General features: G+C 58.1%; 22 protein-coding genes and 1 pseudogene. 9 read left to right on the top strand and 14 right to left on the bottom strand.

The features are described from left to right. Positions 1-23: 23 nt before the first annotated feature. The 8 genes from mdcH to mdcA all read right to left on the bottom strand — a co-directional run bounded on the left by mdcH (position 24) and on the right by mdcA (position 7098). Positions 24-932: a malonate decarboxylase subunit epsilon gene (gene mdcH, locus EA20_RS0110955; protein ID WP_024966868.1), complete on the bottom strand. Its 909-nt coding sequence runs from the start codon at positions 930-932 to the stop codon at positions 24-26. Further along, entirely contained in the window at positions 929-1546 is a 618-nt protein-coding gene (locus tag EA20_RS0110950; protein ID WP_024966867.1) for a malonate decarboxylase holo-ACP synthase, read from the bottom strand. The genes mdcH and EA20_RS0110950 overlap by 4 nt, the downstream gene beginning before the upstream one ends. 1 nt (position 1547) lies before the next feature. After that, entirely contained in the window at positions 1548-2501 is a 954-nt protein-coding gene (locus EA20_RS0110945; RefSeq protein WP_024966866.1) for an AEC family transporter, read from the bottom strand. A 128-nt stretch (positions 2502-2629) separates the two neighbouring features. Next, positions 2630-3430: a biotin-independent malonate decarboxylase subunit gamma gene (gene mdcE / locus EA20_RS0110940; protein WP_024966865.1), complete on the bottom strand. Its 801-nt coding sequence runs from the start codon at positions 3428-3430 to the stop codon at positions 2630-2632. Continuing rightward, positions 3427-4263 carry a biotin-independent malonate decarboxylase subunit beta gene (locus EA20_RS0110935; protein ID WP_024966864.1) on the bottom strand — a complete coding sequence of 279 codons (837 nt, stop codon included), beginning with the start codon at positions 4261-4263 and terminating at the stop codon, positions 3427-3429. Before EA20_RS0110935 ends, mdcE begins: the two co-directional genes overlap by 4 nt. After that, positions 4253-4555, bottom strand: coding sequence for a malonate decarboxylase acyl carrier protein (gene mdcC, locus EA20_RS0110930; protein ID WP_024966863.1), 303 nt, complete (start codon positions 4553-4555; stop codon positions 4253-4255). The genes EA20_RS0110935 and mdcC overlap by 11 nt, the downstream gene beginning before the upstream one ends. A gap of 9 nt (positions 4556-4564) precedes the next feature. Then, a complete protein-coding gene (locus EA20_RS0110925) occupies positions 4565-5410 on the bottom strand; it encodes a triphosphoribosyl-dephospho-CoA synthase (RefSeq protein ID WP_024966862.1) in 846 nt (281 codons plus the stop codon). Between the two features lie 32 nt (positions 5411-5442). Then, a complete protein-coding gene (gene mdcA / locus EA20_RS0110920) occupies positions 5443-7098 on the bottom strand; it encodes a malonate decarboxylase subunit alpha (RefSeq protein ID WP_024966861.1) in 1656 nt (551 codons plus the stop codon). 524 nt (positions 7099-7622) lie between these two features. Between mdcA and EA20_RS0110915 the strand changes: the two genes are divergently transcribed. Then, positions 7623-8024, top strand: a complete 402-nt coding sequence (locus EA20_RS0110915) for a hypothetical protein (protein ID WP_024966860.1) — start codon at positions 7623-7625, stop codon at positions 8022-8024. Here EA20_RS0110915 and EA20_RS0110910 read toward each other — a convergent pair. After that, positions 8000-8608, bottom strand: a complete 609-nt coding sequence (locus EA20_RS0110910) for a cupin domain-containing protein (protein WP_024966859.1) — start codon at positions 8606-8608, stop codon at positions 8000-8002. The two genes, EA20_RS0110915 and EA20_RS0110910, sit on opposite strands and share 25 nt — an antisense overlap. A 340-nt stretch (positions 8609-8948) precedes the next feature. On the opposite strand from EA20_RS0110910, the gene EA20_RS0110905 reads away from it, so the two are divergent. Continuing rightward, the gene (locus tag EA20_RS0110905; protein WP_024966858.1) at positions 8949-9431 is read left to right on the top strand and encodes a YlaC family protein; all 483 of its coding nucleotides are present in this window, start codon (positions 8949-8951) and stop codon (positions 9429-9431) included. 44 nt (positions 9432-9475) lie between these two features. On the opposite strand, the gene EA20_RS0110900 is transcribed toward EA20_RS0110905, so the two are convergent. After that, the gene (locus EA20_RS0110900) at positions 9476-10885 is read right to left on the bottom strand and encodes a PLP-dependent aminotransferase family protein (protein ID WP_024966857.1); all 1410 of its coding nucleotides are present in this window, start codon (positions 10883-10885) and stop codon (positions 9476-9478) included. Between the two features lie 172 nt (positions 10886-11057). Then, positions 11058-13199, bottom strand: a complete 2142-nt coding sequence (locus EA20_RS0110895; RefSeq protein ID WP_024966856.1) for a bifunctional diguanylate cyclase/phosphodiesterase — start codon at positions 13197-13199, stop codon at positions 11058-11060. A 550-nt stretch (positions 13200-13749) separates the two neighbouring features. Here EA20_RS0110895 and EA20_RS0110890 point away from each other — a divergent pair. The 5 genes and pseudogenes from EA20_RS0110890 (at position 13750) to EA20_RS0110870 (ending at position 19009) form a co-directional block, all read left to right on the top strand. Beyond that, the gene (locus EA20_RS0110890; protein WP_024966855.1) at positions 13750-14316 is read left to right on the top strand and encodes a spore coat protein U domain-containing protein; all 567 of its coding nucleotides are present in this window, start codon (positions 13750-13752) and stop codon (positions 14314-14316) included. Positions 14317-14373: 57 nt separating this feature from the next. Next, the gene (locus tag EA20_RS0110885; protein WP_024966854.1) at positions 14374-14871 is read left to right on the top strand and encodes a spore coat U domain-containing protein; all 498 of its coding nucleotides are present in this window, start codon (positions 14374-14376) and stop codon (positions 14869-14871) included. Positions 14872-14894: 23 nt separating this feature from the next. Then, positions 14895-15608, top strand: a pseudogene (locus EA20_RS19685) (molecular chaperone). 3 nt (positions 15609-15611) lie between these two features. Then, a complete protein-coding gene (locus EA20_RS0110875) occupies positions 15612-18029 on the top strand; it encodes a fimbria/pilus outer membrane usher protein (protein WP_024966853.1) in 2418 nt (805 codons plus the stop codon). Next, positions 18026-19009, top strand: coding sequence for a spore coat U domain-containing protein (locus tag EA20_RS0110870; protein WP_024966852.1), 984 nt, complete (start codon positions 18026-18028; stop codon positions 19007-19009). Before EA20_RS0110875 ends, EA20_RS0110870 begins: the two co-directional genes overlap by 4 nt. Positions 19010-19101: 92 nt before the next feature. Here the strand turns inward: EA20_RS0110870 and exbD are convergent, their stop codons facing one another. Together exbD and exbB are read right to left on the bottom strand one after the other, a co-directional pair. Continuing rightward, positions 19102-19524 carry a TonB system transport protein ExbD gene (exbD, locus tag EA20_RS0110865; RefSeq protein ID WP_024966851.1) on the bottom strand — a complete coding sequence of 141 codons (423 nt, stop codon included), beginning with the start codon at positions 19522-19524 and terminating at the stop codon, positions 19102-19104. A 5-nt stretch (positions 19525-19529) separates the two neighbouring features. Continuing rightward, entirely contained in the window at positions 19530-20264 is a 735-nt protein-coding gene (gene exbB, locus EA20_RS0110860) for a tol-pal system-associated acyl-CoA thioesterase (protein WP_071995429.1), read from the bottom strand. 249 nt (positions 20265-20513) lie between these two features. On the opposite strand from exbB, the gene metC reads away from it, so the two are divergent. Together metC and EA20_RS0110850 are read left to right on the top strand one after the other, a co-directional pair. Then, complete coding sequence (gene metC, locus EA20_RS0110855) at positions 20514-21707, top strand: cystathionine beta-lyase (RefSeq protein ID WP_024966849.1); 1194 nt, start codon at positions 20514-20516, stop codon at positions 21705-21707. A 113-nt stretch (positions 21708-21820) separates the two neighbouring features. Then, entirely contained in the window at positions 21821-22480 is a 660-nt protein-coding gene (locus EA20_RS0110850) for a DedA family protein (RefSeq protein ID WP_024966848.1), read from the top strand. A 15-nt stretch (positions 22481-22495) separates the two neighbouring features. On the opposite strand, the gene EA20_RS0110845 is transcribed toward EA20_RS0110850, so the two are convergent. After that, positions 22496-23386 carry an AraC family transcriptional regulator gene (locus tag EA20_RS0110845; RefSeq protein WP_024966847.1) on the bottom strand — a complete coding sequence of 297 codons (891 nt, stop codon included), beginning with the start codon at positions 23384-23386 and terminating at the stop codon, positions 22496-22498. Positions 23387-23614: the final 228 nt, after the last annotated feature.

The following is a 23614-nucleotide window of genomic DNA, read 5'->3' as shown; positions in this document are numbered from 1 at the left end:
GACGTTAGATAAATTTGCGTAACTTATGAGCGTGGATCCCGGAGTCGCTTAGCCAGAGTCAGGGCAAGGTCGCTGCCGCCCTGCTCCAGCGACAGGGTTTCGCCCGAGGTGAAGGCCTGCCGGGTCAGCCCGGTAAGCACCGCACCAGGCGGCATCTCAATCGCCAGCTGCACATCACGCTCGTTCGCCGCAATCATCGCTTCATGCCAGCGTACGGTGCGCGACATATTGTATGCCAGATCGTCAGCAATCTGCTCAGGCTGCCAGAGCACCCTGCCGCTACTGCCGCTCAGATAGGCATAGCGTGGACGGTTAAGGGTGACGTTGCTGAAGGCATCAGCCAGTTTGCTGGCCGGTTCGGCCAGCAGCGCACAGTGGGAAGGCACGCTGACCGCCAGCCGGTGGACCTTCTGCGCCCCGGCCGCCATCGCACGTTCCGCCACGGCCTGCATGGCGGCCTCGCTGCCCGCAATCACCAGCTGCCGCTCGGCGTTAAGATTGGCGATCCAGCTTCCTTCCACCAGCAGCGGTTCCAGCTCGCGCTGGGTCAGGCCGACGATCGCCGTCAGGCCATACCCTTCTGGATAGGCCTGTTCCATTAACTCCCCGCGCAGCGCCACCAGCCGCAACGCCGCGTCAAAACTGAGCGCGCCAGCCACCACGGCGGCAGGAAACGCGCCGATGGAGAGTCCACAGGTCATATCAGGCTCAAGCCCTTTAGCCTGCAGATCGCGGGCATGCGCCACGCCTGCGATCAGCAGGCAAAGCTGGACCGCCCGGGTATGCTTAAGGGCCTCCACGCTGTCGAGATCGCCCACCTGCTCGCCCAGCACGTCGCTGGCCTGCGCCAGAAGCGCCTCGCCATCCGGCAGCTGTTGCAGCATGCCGGGACGCTGCGGTCCCTGGCCGGGAAAGGTCAGTAAAATTTTCACGCAGCGCCCTCCCAGGGGTACGAAGTCAGCCGCGGCCCCTCGTTTGTTTTCAGCATCACCCGTCCGTCACGTAGCCATTCCGCCAGCGCAAAAGCCCCTACAGGCGTCTCCACCTGGGTATCCACGCGGCAGGTCAGCCGCTGGCAAAACTGCTGCCAGCGGTCAAACTCCTCTTCCGCAAAAGGTGCCGGACTCCGGATAAGTAAATCAAGATCGCTGTCGCCATGCAGTACCGGCACTTCTGTCGCCAGGGCGTACCCCACGCTGCCCGTGATGCCCCAGCGCCAGGGCCAGGACTGCTGAGCGAGCTGTACCGCTGCCTGCACCGGCGGCTGGGATACGAACGGCGACTGCAGCAACACATCGCGTTCGCTCAGCGCCTCGGGCGCGAGGTGACGCTGGATCGCGGCGGGATCGATCCAGGCCGCCGCACGTAACTCCCGGCGTAATCCTCTGATCCCGACAGGCACGCGCCCCTTCTCATCCCAGTCGCGACGCACCACCAGCGGTAGTGAGGTGCGCCACTGACTGGAAACCCATTCCGGGAGCGCGCCCTGCAGCGCGTCCGGATGGCGGAGCCAGATCAGATCGTGTGCCCGGTATTGCAACGACATGTCAGATCCCTGCGGTTAATGAAATAAATAGCGGTAACGTAATGATACACAAGACAGAGGTAATCAGCAGCGCGGCTTCTGCATCCGGTGACTGGACGCCAAAGCGGTTGCCGAACACTACGCCGAAAAAGCCTGCCGAAAGCGCAATCATCAGGATTGCGGTGATGGCAATCTGTCCCGTCAGGCCCAGCGCGATAACGATAGCCCAGGCGATCAGCGGCTGGATAATCAGCTTGGTCAAACTGGCGACGATAACTGCCCGGTTAATTTTCAGCTGGCGGGCGGAGAGGATCAGGCCGGTCAAAAAGAGCGCGGCGGCCGTCGCAGCCAGGCCCAGCGGTTTGATGGTGGTCAGCACCATCTCAGGCATATGAATACCAAGTGCGGAAAGTACCACGCCCAGCAGCGGTCCCCAGACGATCGGTTTGGTCAGCGAACGCCACATCAGCACCGGCAGCATGGCGGCGCCCGATTTCTGTGCGTTACCGGCTGCCAGCGCCTTTTCACGCTCCAGAATCATCAGGCAGAACGGCGTCATCAGCACGGAACCGCAGGCAATAGAAACCGCGACCGACAGTGAAGTGGCAGGGTTTTCCCCCAGGACGCTGCCCAGAATAGGCAAACCCAGCGCGGCATAGTTGGGCAGCGCGACCGTCAGCGTCAGTACAGCAGCATCCTGCGGCGATTTATGAAACACCTTGGTGCAGAGAAAATAGATCGCCACCCAGGCGATCCACATCGCCAGCACCAGAATCAGCGGGGTTTGCTTAACGATCCCAAGCCACGGAGTCTGCACGGTCGCGGAAAAGAGCGCGGCTGGCAGGGCAAAATCCATCACAAAAATATTCAGCAAAGCGACGTTGCGGTTATCCACCATTTTTGCTTTCCCGGCGTAAAAACCGAGCAACATAATGACAAAAATTGGCGCAAGCGCGTGAACAATCACGTAAGTCATAAATACCACCTGTAAACGTTAGATAAGCGAATAGCACAGGTACGATGTTTTTTTGTACAGACTCCCTTTCCGGGCGCGCGCAACCGCGTGCTCAGAAAGGGGCCGGGCAGGTTTGTCTTAGTTGTGTGTTACCAGGCAGCGCGCATTTTTTCGCGCACCAGCGCCGAGCTGCGGCGGTTTTCCGCATGCAGCCGGCAGCTCAGTCCGGGATCGTTGCGCGCAGCGATGACGGCTTTTTTAACCGCCTGTTGTACTGTGGCAAGATCATCAGACGAAGGGGCATCGGGATCCTGGATATCCAGCAGATCTTCCAGCAGCCCTAAGGATTTATAGTTAGCGATGTCATAGGCCATTGGCGGGATGGTTTCGGCCAGCTTCTCCAGCGCCTCGACGCTGCGGAGCGTGATGCGGGCGGCGGCATCTTTCCCCATCGCATGGATCATGACGCCCGGATCGTTGAAGGCGATGAGCCGGTTAGCCTGATAGCCGTGAGCCAGGAAGGCGCCCGACATCGCTTTACCGACAATCAGGCCGACGACCGGATGTCCGGCAAGGCGGGCGTTTGCCCAGCCGCCAGCCGCCGCAGCCAGCGCCTGATGGATGCCAAACGCCTCTTCGCGACGACCATAGGCCTGACTTGCCACATCGATAACCGCCACCAGCGGGCGTTTGGTTGCGCTGTCCGCATCTTCCGCCAGCGTTTCCGCCAGTACTTTTGCTAACGTCCAGCCCTCCAGCAGCCCCACTTCCCCCTTGGTGGCGCGCGGATAGTGGTTATTCGCATCCGGCACCACGGCAATAAAGCGCGCGGGTTCGCCGTCCAGCATGCCGTCAGCGACCTGCACGGAAGGGCAAAGGCCGGGCATGCGGGGAGCATTGTCGGTCAGCAGGCTTAACCACCGATCGCCGCGGCTGATAAATTCGCTCATTTTTGTTCCTCCCGTCCAAATAACTGCGTAATTTGCTGTGCATCGGCCTGTTTCTGCGTATCGAACTGGCTGAGACGCGGCAGAAAATAGTCATAGTTGTCCGAGCGGTGCCGGGCAGGGATCCCTTTGGCAATCGCCTCATTCATCGCTTTTTTCACCGCCTGTTCACCGTCCTCGACCAGCATATCAACCAGACCGCTGCGGTAGCGGGTTTCACCGCCGGTCATGCTCCAGATAAACGGCCTGTCACGCGAGTCATACTCTTCAATCCCCGCTTCCTGCTCGATAACCTGCGGCCCGTTCAGCCCCAGACGCGCCTCGCGGGTGACGATCAGGTAGCTGCAAAGCGCCGCCGCAATGGACATGCCGCCGAAGCAGCCAACGGTACCGGCGATAATGCCGATCACCGGCGTGTAGCGGCGCAGATCGACAATGGCGGCATGAATATCAGCAATGGCCGCCAGACCAAGGTTGGCCTCCTGCAGCCGCACGCCGCCGGTTTCGAGACACAAAACTGCCTGGGTTTTGATGCCGTTACGGTTATCTTCCGCCGCCAGCTCCAGCGCGGCAGCCATTTTGGCCCCGGAGACTTCCCCCATGCTGCCGCCCTGAAAGGAGCCTTCTATCGCCACCACAACCGCCGGCTGGCCGTTGATGGTGCCTCTGGCGACCACCATACCGTCGTCGGACTGCGGCACGATGCCCTGCGGCCCAAGCCACGGAGACATGATCACCTCAAAGGGATCCAGCAACTCGCGAAAGCTACCCTCATCCAGCAACAGCCTGGCCCGCTGGCGCGCTTTCAGCTCGATAAAGCTGCGATCATTGCGCATCGCTTACCTCCTCAAAAACCTGCTCAATACGGATCCTCGCCACGCCGGGCGTGGCCCCAAAATCGTGAATGATCATCTGCCCCGACGGCAGGTCGCCCAGGGTGTTCAGGCGGTCAAACAGCGCAAGCCAGCGTTTGTTACTGTTATCCACCGAGGTGGTAAGGCTGACGGTGAGCTTCTGGCTGTCGTCGGCCTCAAACAGCACTTCCATATCGCCAGACCCCACCACGCCAGCCAGCGCTTTACCGCTGAGCTTCCGCGTGGCCGGAAGGGAAAAAGTGATCTGTTCCATAACGTCCTCTCAAAAAGGGAGATCGGCTAAGCGATCTAAAAACAGGGTGGCGGCGAGCAGGTCTGCCGCGCCGCCGGGCGAAGCATTAAGCCGGATCATCTGTGCATCAAGCGCCGCAAGCGCCTGCTGGCCTTCGGGCTGCATCACGCCACCGGCAGCCAGTACCCGCCGGGCGCCTTCCTGCATGGCGGTCAGCCCCTGCGCGCCAGCGCGGGAAAGCACACAGGTATCGCTGAGCGAGGTCATGATGGCCATCAGCGCATCCAGCTGGGCTTCATTTTCAGATGCTCCAAGGTGCCGGCTGCGGATAAGCTGCGGCAGCGCCAGTTGAAGGATATGCGGAAAGCCCTGCTGAGCTTCTTCCCGCGCCCCCGGGACCCGGTAGCGCCGGCTCGCCCGCAACCCCTTGCTGAACAGCTTAGGCGCGGCCTCGTCAGCAATGCGTGCCAGGCTCGCGGCAGCCTCAGCCAGCGCCTGTGGCGCGCGCTCACCCGCCAGCATCGCGCTGGCGCTCACCAGCAGGCCCATCGCCCAGATAGCGCCACGGTGGGTATTCACGCCCTCTGTGGCCTGCATCATCTGCCGTTCGCCTTCACGTCCCAATCTGCCGATGGTCTGACGAAGGGCGATGTCTGCTGGCCGGTTCCAGCTGTGCAGCGCCAGCGCCTGGAAAGTCGGCTGCAGGCTGTGGGCGGAACGCTCCATCAGCGCCAGCGTCAGATCCTGATGCGCACCGCTGCCCCGGCTGTCCACCAGTCCCGGCTTAGGACTCAGCCGCGCTTCATCAATCAGGCAACGCGTTGCCAGCGCCGCCATCATCGCTGAGGGCACCTCGATGCGCTGCGCGGATGGCATAGCGATGCTTTGCAGTGACGGCTCTCTGTTCATTACCAGCTCCGGAATTTAGGCGGTGGGGTGTAGAGACCGTCCGACCATTCCACCAGATCGGCGACGCTGCCTGCGGCCAGCAGCGAGCGGCTGGCTTCCGTGCGGCGAATACCCAGATCTTCAGGGAAGGCGACCTTACCTTCGCGCCGGAGCTGCGCCACACGTTTCGCATCCACGCCCAGCCCGATATCGGTGATACCGGCAACAGCGGCCACCATCGCGCGGCGCTCCTCAAGGGTTTTGGCCCGGTAAAGATAGGCGATGCCCTCTTCCGTCAGCACGTGGGTGACGTCGTCGCCGTAAATCATCACTGGCGCGAGCGGCATGCCGGTCGCTTTTGCCACCTCAACGGCTTCCAGGTTTTCCACAAAGGTCGGTTTGCCCCCGGCCTGGAAGGTTTCCACCATCTGCACCACCAGCTTGCGGCCACGGGCCAGCGGGTCTGGCTCATCGATCATCGCCAGCCAGGCGGGTGTTGCATGACGCCGGCCATGCGGATCGTGTCCCATATTGGGCGCGCCGCCGAAGCCGGAAAGACGACCACGGGTAACGGTGGAGGAGTTTGCCAGGCCATCAACCTGGAGGGTGGAGCCGATGAACATATCCACCGCATACTGACCCGCCATCTGGCAAAACGCGCGGTTAGAACGCATTGAGCCATCCGCGCCGGTGAAAAAGACATCAGGCCGTGCCGCGACGTAGTTTTCCATCCCCATCTCACCGCCGAAGCAGTGCACGCTTTCCACCCATCCGCTCTCAATGGCCGGGATCAGCGTGGGATGCGGGTTGAGGGTCCAGTGCTTACAGATTTTGCCTTTCAGGCCGAGCTGCTCGCCGTAGGTGGGCAGCAACAGCTCGATAGCGGCGGTATTAAAACCGATGCCGTGGTTCAGCGACTGCACCTGATGCTCGGCATAGATCCCTTTGATCGCCAGCATCGCCATCAGGATATGTTCCTGTTTGATCAGCCGGGGATCGCGGGTAAACAGCGGTTCAATGAAGAAGGGCTTATCGGCCACCACTACAAAATCGATCCAGGAGGCAGGAATGTCCACGCGGGGTAGATCGCACTCGTCATCCACGAGTTCATTGACCTGCGCGATGACGATGCCATCATGGAAGGCGGCGGCTTCGACCAGCGCTGGCGTATCTTCGGTGCTGGCCCCGGTATAAAGATTGCCTTTACGGTCAGCTTTATAACCAGCAATGAGTGCCACGTTGGGTGCCAGATCGACGTAAAGTCGGGAGTAGAGCTCAATGTAGGTATGAATCGCGCCGATTTCGAGCAGGCCATCATCCAGCAGCTGGGAGATGCGCAGGCTCTGCGGGCCAGAGAAGGCGAAATCAAGTTTACGGGCGATGCCCTTTTCAAAAATATCCAGATGTTCGCTGCGTCCCACACTCGGCATAATCATATGCAGATCGTGAATGATGTTGGGATTGACCTCAGCCAGCGAGCGCGAAAGGAAATCGGCCTGCTTCTGATTGTTCCCCTCCATCACCACCCGATCGCCGGGAAGAATGAGCTTTTGCAGCAGGCCGACAATATCGTCGGTGGGAAGCACTTTGCCGTTTACGCCCAGGGCCTCAATGCGCCGCCGTTTTTCACTCCGGCGCGTATCCCAGACGCGGGCAGTCTTTTGTTCAGACAACATTTTCACCTCCAGTAAGTCCATCGCTAGATGTCCAGGTTCTGGTGAGAAAGTGTGGCCCCCGCCTGAGGGAGTATCAATTAACCCCGCCGTTTAACCGTTAGCCTCAGAGTAATGAAAAAAAATGCCTTTTTAAATCGGCTAGTTACAAAGGTCCGTTCTGGCACCGCATCACAATTTTTCCTGCAAACTAATTTTTTTATTTTTCATAAATGAGGGTAAATATTCCCTGTCATTTATGGGGTGAACGCATTTGTTTGCGGCGGGTGATAATACAAGTTAAAAACAGCGCATTGTATAAGATATTGTTTTTATTATAATTTTACTTGCGTGCATGCTTTAATCGCGGGCATGAAAGGAAACCGGAGGCAGGCAATAACGCTGGAGCTTACTGAAGGCATAAAAAAACGCGCGGCAGTCCAAATTTCCAGTTCGGCGCCCCGTTATGAGTAAGCTTTTTTCCGCTGATTTTCCTGTTTCTGACAAGCCCGTAGAGAAGGGGTACCGACTGGCACTTTTCCGGCTATATGACCGGTGCCGCCTCGCTCTGGTCCAGCGCCAACGATCGACTGAGCTACCTTGATGCGCACCTCAATGGCAGCGGGCATGCCGATCCCGATCGGGCGTTAAGAGATGCCACCACCCTGCGCGTTGCCTCAGCAAAAAACGATGCAGCGGCGCTGGCCTGGCTGAGCAATCAGATTAACGGCCAGCAGCGAGTCTGTCAGTCCGGATTTATTGGCGGCTACGCCAGTTATATCGGCAAGGATATCCGGCATAAAAACGCCATTGTGGTGCTGCAAAACAGTTTTAACTGGGATAACGATATCGGCCATCGCATGCTGTTGCGGCTGGCCGAAACGGCAGATCGTAAAGGGCAATGTCCGACGATGCGGATATCGCCCTACTCCTTCGGCCCGTCAGCCTGATGATGTGCAAGCGGATGCCATATTTCCGTTACCGCCCCTTCTTCACCGGTAATGGGATCAAAAGGCGGCAACGGCACCTTCGCAATTTTGCTTAATGACGGGGTGACATCCGCCGGATCGTCGCGTTTGGTGTCGGGTTCCATCCCGGTCGGGTAAGCCCCTACCGCAAAAAAATCCTCGCTGGCGGCCAGCTGCTGATGCCCCACGCCCGCCGGAATAAGTACCGCATCTCCGGCGTAAACGGTCACCGCCCGCCCGGTTTCGCCACCAAAGAGAATTTGCGCCCAGCCAGCGCTCACGCCCAGCAGCTCATGGGTATTGGGATGATAGTGCGTGTAAGGAAAGACATGATAACGCCAGCGCGGCGGCCACTGATGGCGGCCAAACTGCGTTTCAAAATAGGCGGCAATGTCCTCTACCTCCTCCGGCACAACCTGCGGATAGATAATCAGCGGCAGGATGTTGTTCGGTACGCCAACCGTGGGCTGAAAAGTCATATATTGCGGGCTGGTTGAGGCGCCTGCGGCGAACGTACCGGCGGCGAATGACATCATGCTAAGTAAACTCGCGGTATGCGTAACCATGCGGCGACTCCTGTGGTGCGTATGCAGCGCTTTTTATGTAGATCAATTGTGGCATTTATTAACTAACTTGCAACTTGCAAGCGCAGTCGCAGATCACATAACTCTTTTATTTACTGAGACTTAACTCAAACTGACGCGCGATTGCATACGACCATCTTGCCAGAACGCACAGGACCGGTAAAAAAACCTGGCTCAGGCCGTCGGATGTGCACGATATAATGACGTAAAGTGTGCTAAAAACGGGTAAAACGCTAACTGTTATAGCCCGGATTGTCTTAACTGTGTCTGTATTAACTTTACCCGCTGTGGTTTACTGAAAACCATAACGAGAGAGGCTACCGTGAACGACATCAAACAAATCCTGCTGCGTGAAATTGACACCCTGAATCGTGAAGAAAAACGCGATAACCGCCCGCGCTTCAGCCTGACCTTTCTGAAAAATCATCCGGGTCTCTGGATCTCCATGTACCTCTGCTATGGTCTGACCGTGGCGCTGATTTTTACCACCGAGTTTCTTGGCTGGCCCGCCTTCTGGGGCGCGACGCTGTTTGTGCTGGTGATGAGCGTGCTGATGCTGATGGACGTTAATCCGCGCTACCGGTTTGAAGATATCGATACGCTGGATCTGCGCGTCTGTTACTACGGCGAGTGGTATTACGTGCGTACGCTTTCTGAGAGCGCGGTGAAGGAGATCCTCGCCAGCCCGACGGCGCCTGACAGCGTGAAGAAGGGCATTGAAAAACTGCTGTCGCTGAAAGGCGAAGTCGATTTTTACGACGTTTACCGTCTGACCTGGGGTCAGCAGCGCGCGTCAACCGTCTGACACCCAGAGGCGCCTTTTCTCCGGGCGCCTTTTCTCCGGGCGCCTCAGCGCATTGATGCTATCAGTTTCCCCAGCGTGGCGGCCGCCTGCTCCTTTTTATCATCCCACTCCCACGCCGTATTAAACCGGAAGTAGTTGGCGTACTGATCGCCGGACGAGAACATTTTTCCCGGCGCGATGCTGATGCCGTGGCGGAGCGCCTGGTAATAGAGATCCGTCGCGTTAATCTGCCCCGGCAGCTCCACCCAGAGGAAATAGCCGCCATGCGACTCGTTGATTCTGGCCCCTTCCGGCAGGTGTCGCCTCAGCGAGAGTCGCGCCTGATTTTTCCGCAGCTCCAGCGCCTGCCGCAGCCGCCGCAGATGCGTGTCATAGCTGCGGGTGCCGAGATAATTGGCGATGGCAAGCTGCATAGGCGCACTGGTCGCCAGCGTGCTCATCAGCTGTAAGCGCTGGATCCGCTGCGCGTGCTTGCCCGCCGCCACCCAGCCGACGCGGAATCCCGCCACCAGATTTTTTGAGAATGAGGAGCAGTGCAGCACGCTTCCCTGCTGCTCAAAGGCTTTTGCCGGAAGCGGTTTGTCACCGCCGAAGTAGAGTTCACTGTAAACATCATCTTCGATCAGCGCGACCTGATGCTTTTCCAGCAGCGCCACAAGCTGCTGCTTTTTCTCACGGGTGAGCGTACAGCCCACCGGATTCTGCTGGTTGGTCATCATCCAGCACGCTTTAACCGGCCAGCGCGCCAGCGCCCTTTCCAGTTCGTCAAGATCCATGCCGTCCCGGGGATCGGTGGCGATAGCGACGGCTTTCAGCTTCAGCCGCTCAATCACCTGTAGCGCCCCGTAGAAGCAAGGGTTTTCAATGATTACCCAGTCGCCAGGCTCCGTTACCGCCTGCATACTGAGGTTCAGGGCTTCCATCGCGCCGTTGGTGATAACAATTTCATCCGGAGAGACCTGCACGCCCTGCAGCGCGTAGCGCTGGGCCAGCGTTTTACGCAGCATCTCATTGCCGGGCGGGAGATTATTCAGGGCATCTGATGACGTGAGGGTATGCGATACCGCACTGAGCGAGCGCATCAGCTGGCGCTGGGGGAAAAGATCGGGATCGGGGAACGCAGAGCCAAATGGCAGGATCTCCGGATCGCGGCACGCCTGCAACACATCAAAAATAAAGGCGTTGATATCGACCGACTCCGCCAGCTGCACCTTCTGGTGGCTGGCAGGCTGGCTGAGGAATTCCGCGCGCGGCGCGACAAAATAGCCCGACTGCGGACGCGACTGTATCCAGCCCTGACTTTCCAGCACCTGATAAGCGTGCATCACCGTCATCAGGCTCATACCGCTGAGCGCGACCTGTTCGCGCAGCGAGGGCAGTTTCTCGCCCGGAAGCCAGATTTCATCGGCTATCTGCTGGGAAATACGATCGATAAGCTGCTGATATTTTGCCAAAACTGTTACAGGCCAGTATAAAGAATTTGGCAACTATTATAGGTCTGACAGCGGTAATTTAACAGCCCCGGACAATGCATCACGCAGCAGGCTGGAGGCCGGGCTGGACGGCAGGTTGCTCAGCTCTGTCGCCTGAGCAGCGTCTGTCGCCGCTCAGATCGCGTCAGTAAGATCAGAGCGAGTCAGCCGTGTCAGCAAGGCAAGCCGCTTCTTGTTTTCTCTTTTTCAGCCCTGGCAGCACGTCAACTTCCCTGCCATCCACATAGTGAGTCAGCTCCGGCACCTGGTCGGCAGGCATCGGCTTGCCTAACAGGTAGCCCTGCAGCGAATTGCAGCCAAGCTCGGTCAGAAAGGCCTGTTGCTCAGGCGTTTCCACCCCTTCCGCCACCACTTTAAGGTTAAGCGTCTGCGCCAGCGCCACAATAGCGGTGACAATGGTGGCATCTTCACTTTTCGCCTGAAGTTCGTTAACAAAAGCCCGATCGATTTTCAGCTCGCTTGCCGGCAGCCGCTTCAGGTAAAGCAGGCTTGAGTAGCCGGTACCGAAATCATCTATGGACGCTTTGACGCCCAGATCCGTCAGTTGAGTCAGAATGCGGATACTTTCGTCCGGATCGCGCATGGCGGTGGTTTCCGTCACTTCCAGCGTCAGCAGCTCGGGAGAAATGTGATGCGTTTCCAGCGCGGTGGTGACCGCTTCGACCAGGCCAGCCTGCTCAAACTGGAGCGCTGAAAGATTAACTGCGATCGACCAGTGAGGATTCCCCTGCAAATGCCAGATGCGCAGCTGGCGGCACGCTTCCCCGATAACCCAGTTGCCGATGGTGACAATCAGGCCGGTCTTCTCCGCCAGCGGCAAAAAAGTGTCCGGCGTCAGCAGGCCGCGCTGCGGATGCTGCCAGCGGACCAGCGCTTCAAAGCCCATAATCGGCCCCTGCGGCGCGCAGAACTTGGGCTGATAAAAGACGCGAAGCTCATTGTTGTCCCGCGCCAGCCACAAGTCGTTAATCAGCTGCAGCTGATTCTGGGCGATGGTGTTCATCGACGGCTGGAAGAAGCTGTAGCCGTTACGGCCATTATTTTTGGTGTGATACATGGCGGCGTCGGCATTAAACATCAGCTCACGCTCATCCTTGCCGTCGCCGGGATAGACGGCGATACCAATACTCAGCGATACCGCCAGTTCGTAGCGGGAAATCAGGAAAGGTACATCAATCGCTTTGACCAGCATATCGGCCACGGTGGCCGCATCATTAGGGTCGCCGATTTCAACCAGCAGCACGAATTCATCACCGCCGAGCCGGGCAAGCGTATGGTGGCCTTTCAGCAGTGATTTCATCCGCTCGGTGACGGCAATCAACAAGTTATCGCCAATATGGTGGCCAAAAGCGTCATTAACGCTTTTAAAACCATCCAGATCCATGAACATCAGCGCGAACGAGTTACCTTCACGTTCGGCTTTATTGACCGCCTGATCGAGCCGGTCCTCCAGCAGAATACGGTTGGGCAGACGGGTAAGGTTGTCATGCAGCGCCAGCTGTGCCAGCTCGCGGTTCGCTTCCGCCAGCGAGGAGGCCAGCACCGACGTGCGGGCCTGAAGACGTGCATCCAGCGTGGAGACAATAAGCGTAATGCCGAGAATGGAGAGCGTGACCACCACCACCAGCACCGCCAGCCAGTTGCTGTTAACGCCCATTTCACTGGCGTGGCTCATCGCCGGAAAGCTGGCCGCCGCCATGCCGGTGTAGTGCATGCCTGCGATGGCTATGCCCATCAGCGTAGCCGCGCCAGCGCGCAGCAGCGCCAGCTTTCCACCGCCCTGACGCAGCTTGAACGCCAGCCACAGCGCGGCGGTTGAAGCGACCAGCGCGATGATCACAGAGAGCGTAATCCAGCCCCAGTTCCAGATGATTTCCGCCGCAAACATCAGCGCCGCCATGCCGATATAGTGCATCGCCACCACTCCGCTGCCGAGCGTCAGTGCGCCGACAATCAGCCGGGAGAGCGGCAGTTCACCATAACAGACAATCCAGAGCGCAAAAATGGAGGAGGCGACCGCAACCGCCATGGAAAGCATGGTGAGCGCGGGATCGTAGCTCATCATCATTTCCATATTCATGGCCAGCATGCCGATAAAATGCATTGACCAGATGCCAATCCCCATGGCGAAACCGCCGCCCACCAGCCAGATAAGGGCCACCCTGCCAGCTGATGTCGCGACCCGTCCTGCCATATCCAGCGCGGTATAGGAAGCCAGTATGGCGACAAAAATCGAGACGGCGACCAGCAGCTGGTCATAAGCGTTAATGAGCATAGGCAAATCTCTGGGTCCGTCGCCAGTTTTCTGGCACCCTGTAGTTAAATAATATTTCTGAAAAACCGTCGTTCTGACCCTTTGGGTATCGGCTAAAGAACAGGCAACTTTACGCTACACAATATAAAGACTTAGCACCTGTAAGCGCTTACCGATCCTGCGAGGCTTATATCCTTATAATTTATAGCGTTTAAGACTGGCCTGTAGCAGGCTGGCAAAACATAACATCGCCAATTTCTCTTGCACAGAATTAAATGTAAAGGCATTCCACTTTTCACTTACCGCTCACACCCTGGCCTCCGGGCCGAAATTCCTCTTTTTTTGTGAACCATAAGCGTTATTTTTTCGTTTCGCTTCACAGCGCTTATGTTGCTGTTCTATAGTAAAGAAAAATAAAAGAATGCTGACCATAAAAGGCAGCAAAAACGCCCCTGATATTATTCATAGCGGGGATAAAGCATTATTTTTCTGACAGCGTTAAGCCCGCTTAACGTTAATTTCACGCCAGGCGAAAAAGCACATTCATCGGTCTAATCAGTAAGGAACGGTTATGAAAATGAAGCTTTTTTTGCTGGGTTGTGGCCTGGGCCTCGGCGTAGCCTCTTGCGGCTTTGCCGCCACCACGACGGGAACCATCAACGCCCAGCTGGTGCTGACCACCGGCTGTCTCGTTAACGGACAATCGGCCACGACCGGCGTTGACTTCGGTACTCTGGACTTTGGTAGCAGCGCTGCCACCTTCGATACCCTCAACGCCACCCTGGTCGGTTCGCTGGGCAACGGCATTTTCGTGCGTTGTACCACCGGCCAGACCTATAACGTCCAGCTCACCAGCAGCAATACGGCGCCGACCACCGTGTTTGGTGCCGTCACCGCGCAGCCCCGCTACCTTGTTCTTGGCAGCGATGCCACTCAGGGAATTGCTTACACCCTCTATAGCACCACTTCTTACACCACGCCGATCGCCAATAACACTGACCTTACCAACACCGGCACGACCGATCCTATTAACGGCGAAAACTATCCGATTTATGGCCGCATCACCGGAGGCGGATTCGATGCCACAATCCCGGCAGGCACCTACACGGATACGATCAGCGTTGCCGTGAACTACTGAGTCTGACCGACAGGGAGCGCCAGCGTGGCGGAACGAGGAAGATGCGTGGCGGGCCTGATGCGCCCGCTTTGTCTTGTGTTGCTGACTGTCAGCGCCGGGAGTGCTGCACTGCCGACGCAAACCTTCCAGGTCACGGCTTCGATCGTTAACGGCTGCGTGATTTCCGGTACCAATACCAGCCTATTTGGCACGCTGGATTTTGGCAGCCACCCAGGCGTTGGAAGCCGGTCGGTCAGCGCAAGCTATGTGCAGAACTCGACCCTTAATCTGGCCTGCACCCCAGGGACGACGTTATCAATGAGTATCGACGGCGGCAGTAACTACACCACCACACGCAACCTCAGGGTGGCGAATAACAGTAATCTTGTGAGCTATACGCTTTACAGTAGCGCCACTCACAGCGCCACCAGCGCGATACCGGTCAATCAGAACGTGGCGCTGAGCTACAGCAATGCAAACACTATTACCCTGCCCATCTTCGGCCTGCTGCAGCTGAGTGGCGTAAACCGGGCCGGGACTTACAGCGATACCCTGCGGGTCACGCTGAGTTGGTAAAAAGGGACACAGAAGGATCAAGAATGAAGACGCTACATACTTTTGCGCTGTTAATCTGCCTGGCAGGTGGCGCGCTGATGACAACAGCCCGGGCGGGAAATTCGGTGCTGATCTGGCCAATCGATCCCAAAATCCTCAGCGGTGACAAAGCTTCCGAACTCTGGCTGGAGAACCGGGGCGACGCCACTACGCTGATGCAGGTCAGAATATTTGCGTGGGAACAGGTTGAGGGTAAAGAACAGTATCAGACGCAGCAAAAGGTCGTAGCCAGTCCGCCGCTGGTCAGGATTGAACCCGGTCAGAAACAGCTGGTGCGTCTGATCGGCCAGAGTCAGCCTCCAGCTGGAAAAGAGCTCGCTTACCGCGTGCTGCTGGATGAAATCCCCACGCCGCAGGAGCCAGGACAAAACCAGGCTGGCCTTAATTTTTAGATGCGCTACTCCGTGCCGCTGTTTACCTATGGTCAGGGGCTCTCCCCCGATGCCGCCAGGCCAGAACTGAGCTGGAAAATCGTCAACCAGAGCGGTCGGCCGGCGCTGCAAATCACCAATACCGGCAGCAAACACGCCCGTCTGAGCAGGGTCAGTCTCGGCGGACGGGTGCTTTCTGACAGCCTTTTTGGCTACGTGCTGGCAGGATCGATGAACACCTTTCCACTGAAATTTACCCCCGCCAGCGGCGCAGAACTGAGCGCCGAAGTGGGAACGAAAGCCTGGCGCAGCGGTTCCTCCCGCTAGCCAATGAACGGGCGAAGACGTGCGTCTCTCAGGCGCTGCTCCCTGGCCGTGACTGGCATTTTATGCGGCCTGATTCCTGTGGCAGGCCGCACGGAAGTCTATTCCTCTTTGCCCCCCCCGCCGACGCAAAATACCTCTCCCGCCGGTCAGCAGCAATATATGCTGGGACTGGTGGTAAACGGGCAGGACAGCGGTGAAGTGGTTCCCGTAGAGTTCCGGGACAATCACTATTATCTGCGTGCCGGGGATTTGCAGCGGGCAGGTATTCCCAGCGCCCGCATTACCTCATCGATGGTCGATGTCACCAGCATGCCGGAAGTGAGCGCGGAGTATGATCAGGCCCGCCAGCGAATCGTGCTGAAAGTACCGCCCGCATGGCTTCCCCGTCAGACAATTGAGGGCGAACAGCGTGCCGGTCCACGTTATCCAGGCCGTACCACGCCCGGCGCGCTGTTTAACTACGATCTCTACACCAGCCATACGGCGCAAAGCGGCACACGCCTGTCGGCCTGGAACGAATTCCGCCTGTTCGGCGTGGCCGGACAGTTCTCCAGTAACGGCGTCTGGCAGGAGCAGCTCTCCGGCGCGCCAGGGAGCGTGAATGAAGGTTATCTTCGCTACGATACCTGGTTCAGTTATCAGGATGAGAACCGCTCGCTAAGCTGGCGTGTGGGCGACCTGACCACCGATGCGCTGGCCTGGAGCAACAGCGTGCGGCTTGGCGGCCTGAAAATAGCGAAAGACTTTTCAGTCAGGCCGGACATTATCACCTATCCTCTGCCCTCTTTTTCCGGCCAGGCCGCGGTGCCCTCGACCGTGGACCTGTTTGTTAACGGCTATAAAAGCAGCAGCAATGAGGTACAGCCCGGCCCCTGGTCACTGACCAATCTGCCCTTTGTAAACGGCGCGGGAAACGCGGTAGTGGTGACAACGGATGCCGTAGGTCGTCGCGTAACCACCACGCTGCCGTTCTATGTTTCCAGCAATCTGTTAAAGCCTGGCCTGGCTGATTTCTCCTTCTCCGCCGGGGCGCTGCGCGGGAATTACGGCGTGAAAAACTTTGACTACGACGCCGCCGCAGCCAGCGGCTCTTACCGCTATGGGCTGAATGACTGGCTGACGCTGGAAAGCCATGCGGAAGGCGCCGAATCACTGGCTGCCGGTGGCGCAGGAGGACAGATGCGGCTCGGGTCGCTGGGCGTGGTGAACGCGGCGCTGACGCAGAGCCAGATGAAGGGTGAGCACGGCAATCAGTACAGTTGGGGCTATCAGTACAACAACAGCCGCTTCAGCATCGGCACCCAGCATATTATCCGGTCGGCGGGCTTCAGTAACCTCGCGCTCTATGGCGATCGCAGCAGCGTGGGCGGGACGGAATATACGCTGAGCCGCCGCAGCGCCCAGTACAGCGCCAGCCTGTCGCTGAATCAGTATGGCAGTCTTGGGGCGGCCTATATAGATATCGTCAGCGGCAGTAACGATCGAACCCAGCTGTTAAACCTCTCCTGGAGTAAAAACCTGTGGGGCAACAGCAGCCTCTATATCTCCGCAAGCCGCGACCAGCAGCAGGGCGCCTGGTCCGGGGCAATGTCACTGGTTATTCCGTTAAGCGATCGCAGCAATGCCAGCGTCAGCATGGAGCGTGACGTCGAGGGTGGCAGCACACAGCGTGTCAGTATTGCCCGCGCCATGCCTACCGAGGGCGGCATCGCCTGGGATGCCTCATGGGCAAACCAGAGCAGCGGCAGCGATTATCGCCAGGGCAGTCTCAGCTGGCGCAATGCGAAAGTGGAAACCTCCGCAGGCTTCTATGGCGACCGGGATTACAGTACCGAATGGGCCGACGTGACCGGCTCGCTGGTGCTGATGGATGGCAGTCTGTTTGCCGCAAACCAGGTTCCGGATGCTTTTGTGCTGGTCAAAACCGACTATCCGGATATCAGCGTACGTTACGAAAACCAGCTGATGGGCAAAACCGACCGGGCAGGCTATCTGCTGGTGCCGGGGATCAGCTCCTACTATCCCGCAAAATATGATATCGATACGCTGGATCTGCCGGCAGACATGACCACTTCCCGCGTGGAACAGCGCTTCTCGGTAAAAAGGCAGAGCGGCTATCTGCTGCATTTCCCCATTGAGCCACTGCGGGCAGCCAGCGTGATCCTCCTTGATCAGACCGGCGAGCCGCTTCCCGTTTCCACGCAAATTATTCGTGCCGACCAGACCGTTGAATATGTGGGCTGGGACGGCCTTGCCTGGATGGAAAATCTCTCTGCTGAAAACCCTTTCCGGGCCGAAACGCCGGATGGCCGCCACTGCGAGGCGGTGCTGCAACTCCCTGGCGGACGGCCTTTATCGCTTGAGACCTACGGTCCGCTGACCTGCGCTCTCTCTTCTGACGCTTCAGGAACCTCACCATGAAAACCCGCCTGCTCTGTCTGTTACCGCTGCTGATGGGCTGGGCGCTGCCCGGCTGGGCGGCCTGTACGCTCCCTCCTGCCAGCGGCGCTTTTGGCACCGTCAGCTCCTTTACCGTTAACACGACGGCCAGCACGACCCAGGCCAATGTCAATGTGAACTGCGGCAACGGCAGCGTGCTGTCACTGCTCACCGCTGACTTTGTGAGGTTTCAGCTGGCCAGCGCCACCTTTACCCGCAGCACGCGGGGTACGCTGAAAACCGCGAGCACCGGAACAGACAGCATACCGCTTCAGCTCTGCCGCGAAGCGGCCTGCACCACAGAACTGACCGTGGGCGGCCCGGCAACCACCTATACCTCGGCTCAGTTGCTGAACCTGATTGGGCTGCTCGGTGGGCTGAACTTTACCTTTCCGCTCTATCTGCGCACCGTACCCGGCGAAGTGGTCGCGGCAGGTAACTACACTGTGGTGCTGAACGTGCTGGTTAACTACAGCGTCTGTACCGGCATCGGGCTGCTTGGCGCCTGCCTGTTGGGCAGCCAGCAAAATGGTTCGGGCACTGTGCCCATTACCGTCAATATGACGATTACCAATGACTGCACCACCATCACCGCGCCCAATATCAGTTTTGGCAGCGCGCCGCTGGTCGGTAGCTTTAACAGCGTTGCGCAATCCATTAACGTGATTTGCACGAAAGGGAGCACCTATACCGTCGGGCTGAGCAACGGCAACAATGCGGTTGGCGGGCAGCGTTATATGCGAAGCGGTAGCAATCAGCTTGCCTATGATATTTATAAAAGAGCCACCACCTCGCGATGGGGACCGGCGGGTTCACAACGGGTTGCAAGCACGGCGGCGAACACGGTGAGCAGCGACGGATTGACGCGGACCTATAACTATACGGCGCGCATTCTGACTAACCAGAATACGCCACCCGCAGGCAACTACAGCGACAGCGTGGTGGTGGATTTATCCTTCTGAACGGCAGGGAAAATGACTCAGGGAGAATCAGCCTCCGCATGAGGCTGAGCGGGCAGGTAACTGAGCCGACCGAACGATCGGCTCAGACAGGATTACTGGCTGACCGTCTCCATGCCCATCAGGCCAATCTTGAGATAGCCCGCCTGGCGTAGCTTATCCATCACGCGCATCAGCGTTTCATAATCCACGGATTTATCGGCCTGAAAGAAAACGGTAGTCTCTTTCTTTCCATCAGTCTGAGCAATCAGGGCATTAATCAGCGTCTCTTCCGTCACCGCGTTATTACCGATAAAGAGCTGCTTATCCGCCTTGATCGAGAGATAAACCGGCTTCTCGGGACGTGGTTGCGGCGCGCTGGTGGAAGCGGGAAGGTTAACGCGGACGTCAACAGTAGCCAGTGGCGCGGCGACCATAAAGATGATCAGCAGCACCAGCATGACGTCAATAAACGGCGTGACGTTAATTTCATGCATTTCGCCGTTGCTATCCAGATCTTCGTTAAATCGCATTGCCATCGCCGTCAGCCCACCCGCAGTTTCTGCGCCGGCTGCGCACGGTGTGAACTGCCGCTGGCCGCCAGGTCCAGATCGCGGCTTTGCAGCAGCAGGATCTGTGCCGCAACATCGCCCAGTGACGCTTTATAGCTGGCGATGGTGCGGGCAAAAACGTTATAGATCACCACGGCCGGGATGGCGGCAATCAGACCGATGGCGGTCGCCAGCAGCGCTTCAGCGATACCGGGCGCCACCACGGCCAGATTGGTGGTCTGCGTCTGGGCGATGCCGATAAAGCTGTTCATAATGCCCCAGACGGTGCCGAACAGGCCGACAAAGGGTGCAATGGCGCCGATGGTGGCGAGGAAACCATTGCCCCGTCCGGCATGGCGACTGAAGAAGGCGACCCGGCGTTCCAGGCGGAAACCGGTGCGTTCTTTAATGCCGTCGTTATCGTCGGAACCTTCGGAAAGCTCAAGCTCGTTTTCAGCCTCATTCAGCAGCTGAGCGCTCAGGCTGTTCGCTTTGAACGAGGCGCAGGTCGCGGCCGCGTCTTTCATTGAGCGGGCACCCGCCAGCGCCTGCTGTTCGCGTTTAAGGCGGCGTTTTGCCGAACCGAGTTCAATGCTTTTGCTGAAGAAAATGGCCCAGGTCACGACCGATGCCAGCAGCAGTCCGATCATTACCACTTTAACCACGATGTCCGCATGCTGGTACATGCCCCAGACGGAAAGGTCCGTCTGCATCAAATTATTCGTCACGCTGTCTCTCCAACGGAAGTCAACTGAATGGAAAAAACCAGTGCGGATCATACCAAATCGAAGCTGAATTGATAGTGGTTATCATTACTATTTACCTGGCCTGCGCCAATTAATGGCCGGTTTATTGTCCTGCCTCAGGTAAGCGGCATATTTGCGTCATCTCTCAGGCACTGCGTTGTCGCCCAATTTCACCCTGCCCTCCGCCGTGGTAACGTGACTGCACTACGCCACTTGCAGACAGAGCAGAAGATGACCCGGAAAAAACTCGAAACGATGCTGATCGCCGCAGGCCGCGACAAGCGCTACACACAAGGTTCCGTCAACAGCGTGATTCAGCGCGCCTCGTCGCTGGTGTTTGACAGCGTGGCCGACAAAAAACGCGCCACCGCAGGCCGCGCCGCAGGAGAACTGTTTTATGGCCGGCGCGGTACTCTCACCCACTTTTCGCTCCAGGAGGCGATGACCGAACTCGAAGGTGGCGCGGGCTGCGCGCTTTATCCCTGCGGGGCCGCCGCCGTGGCCAACGCTATTCTGGCCTTCGTCTCGGCGGGTGATAATGTGCTGATGGCAGGATCGGTTTATGAACCGACTCAGGATTTCTGTACCAACGTTCTCAGCCGGATGAATGTTTCTACCACCTGGTTCGATCATACTGCTGGCGCGGAGATTGCCGCGCTCGTCCAGCCCAACACCCGCGTCGTTTTTCTGGAGTCTCCCGCTTCCATCACCATGGAAGTTCAGGACATTCCGGCCATTGTCGCAGCGGTACGTAGCAAAGCGCCTGATGCCGTTATCATGCTCGATAACACCTGGTCCGCTGGCGTGCTGTTCCGCGCGCTGGATTTCGGCATCGATATCTCCATTCAGGCGGGCACCAAATATCTGATTGGTCACTCGGATGCCATGATCGGCACCGCCGTGGCGAATGAACGCTGCTGGGCGCAGCTGCGCGAGAATTCCTATCTGATGGGGCAGATGGTGGATGCGGATACCGCCTATATGGCCAGCCGGGGTCTGCGTACGCTCGCGGTTCGTCTGCGCCAGCACGAAGAGAGCGGCCTGCGCGTGGCGCACTGGCTGGCGGCCCGCCCGGAGGTTGAGGTTGTTAATCATCCGGCGCTGCCGCAGTGTCAGGGCCATCAGTTCTGGCAGCGCGACTTCTCCGGCAGCAGCGGCCTCTTCTCATTCGTGTTGAAAGCACGCCTGAGCGATCAGCAACTGGCGGATTTCCTCGACCATTTTGAACATTTCAGCATGGCCTACTCCTGGGGCGGTTATGAATCACTGATCCTGGCAAACCAGCCTGAAGAACTGGCGGCGATCCGTCCGGCGACCGGCATTGCCTTTAGCGGAACGCTGGTACGCCTACATATCGGCCTGGAAAATGTTGAAGACCTGATTGACGATCTGGCGGCAGGTTTTGCCCGGCTGACGCCCAATTGAGGGGCAGAAAAGTAAATAAACCCGCAATGAGGCCGCACGGAAGACCTTGATCAGGGTACTGAGCGCCGATTGCAGTTACAATCGACAGATTACTGCTGTCAACGGGATATGAAATGGGTGTATTGCACGAGATTGTTCAGGCGCTCTGGCATCAGGATTTTGCCGCCCTGGCCAATCCGGATGTCATTTGGATAGTCTACGGAATAATGTTTCTCACCCTGCTGCTGGAAAACGGCCTGCTGCCCGCCTCCTTCCTGCCTGGCGACAGCCTGCTGCTGCTGGCGGGGGCGATGGTGGCTAAAGGCGTGATGACATTTGTGCCGACCATACTGCTGCTGACCGCCGCCGCCAGCCTGGGCTGCTGGCTGAGCTATCTTCAGGGGCGCTGGCTTGGCAATACCCGCCTGGTAAAAAGCTGGCTGATGCATCTGCCTGCCCAGTATCACCAGCGCGCCTGGAGTCTGTTTCACCGCCACGGCCTGATGGCGCTGCTGGTTGGGCGCTTTCTGGCCTTTGTCCGCACCATTCTGCCGACCATGGCCGGGATTTCTGGCCTGCGGAACAGCCGTTTTCAGCTGTTCAACTGGCTGAGCGGCGCGCTCTGGGTCACTATTCTGGTCTCGTTTGGCTACGCCATCAGCCAGGTTCCCTTTATCAAACGCCATGAAGATCAGGTGATGACATTTCTGATGATCCTGCCGCTGGTCTTGCTGGTTGCCGGCCTGATTGGCAGCCTGACGCTGGTGATCAAGCGCCGCAAATCCTCTTCATAACGCCGTCAGGCGGCCTTATAACGCTGCCTGACGCATCCGCGCAATCTCCTCCCCCGGCGTTACGCCAAAGTAGCGTTTAAATTCCCGGGAGAACTGTGAGGCGCTTTCGTAGCCGACCCGCATGGCCGCCGCGCTGGCCTTTAATCCATCCTGCAACATCATCGTTCTTGCCTGATGCAGCCGGTAACTTTTCAGATACTGCAATGGCGAGGTGCTGGTCACCGCCTTGAAATTGTGGTGGAACGCCGAGACGCTCATGTTCACCTCAGCCGCCAGCTGGTCGATGCTCATCGTATCCGTATAGTGATTTTCTATCCGTCTTATCGCCCGCGCGATCTGGCTGAACTGCGTCTGACGGCTGACCAGCGCCAGCAATGCGCCTCCGCATGGCCCCAGCAGAACGTAATAGAGAATTTCCCGCACAATCTGCGGCCCCAGCACGCGGGCATCACGCGGGTTGCGCATCACATCCAGCAGCCGCTCCGCCGCGCAAAGCATCTCACCGGTCAGCGATGCAGTATGGATGCCGCGCGTCAGCGGCTCAGGATGGAAGCTGTCGTCCGTGCCAATGTCGATCAGCAAATCCTGTAACCTGGCGGGATCAACGTTCAGCAACAGGCCCACCAGCGGCGTTTCCGGTGTGGCGAAGGTTTCACATTCAAAGGGCATCGTCACCGTCAGCATCAGATATTTCGTCGCATCATAGTGAAAGACGGTATTGCCCAGATAACCCGTTTTCTGCCCCTGAAACAGGATCACAATCCCTGATGAATACATGACCGGCGTGCGTCCGCCCGGTTTATCGGCGTACAGCAATTTGATATCCGGCACCGTGGCCAGCAAAGGAGAGGCTCTTAGCGCAATGACCTGCTGCGCCAGCCGGGCGCAAAGCGAGTGATGATCCATCGTCGTTTTCCCTAATCAGATCGTTTTCTCCGCCATCATGGCGAATTTCCGGCCAATTCTCCAGCGGGCTGGAGAAACAGGCAAGATCGAGGCAGAAACAGGCAGTAAGCCTGCCCTTTCAGGTTGCTTAAGGTGCTCACGACACCAGCGGCAAGATTTATTAAACGTCGCGTTTTTCTCAACTAGACTTAACGTCACTAACCGATGCAGAACTTTCGGTTCATTCGC

The sequence above is a fragment of the Pantoea sp. IMH genome (genome assembly GCF_000599885.1).
Lineage (GTDB): Bacteria > Pseudomonadota > Gammaproteobacteria > Enterobacterales > Enterobacteriaceae > Erwinia.
Note: the sequence above shows the minus strand (reverse complement) of the source record. Positions and strands in the feature narration are given on the sequence as shown.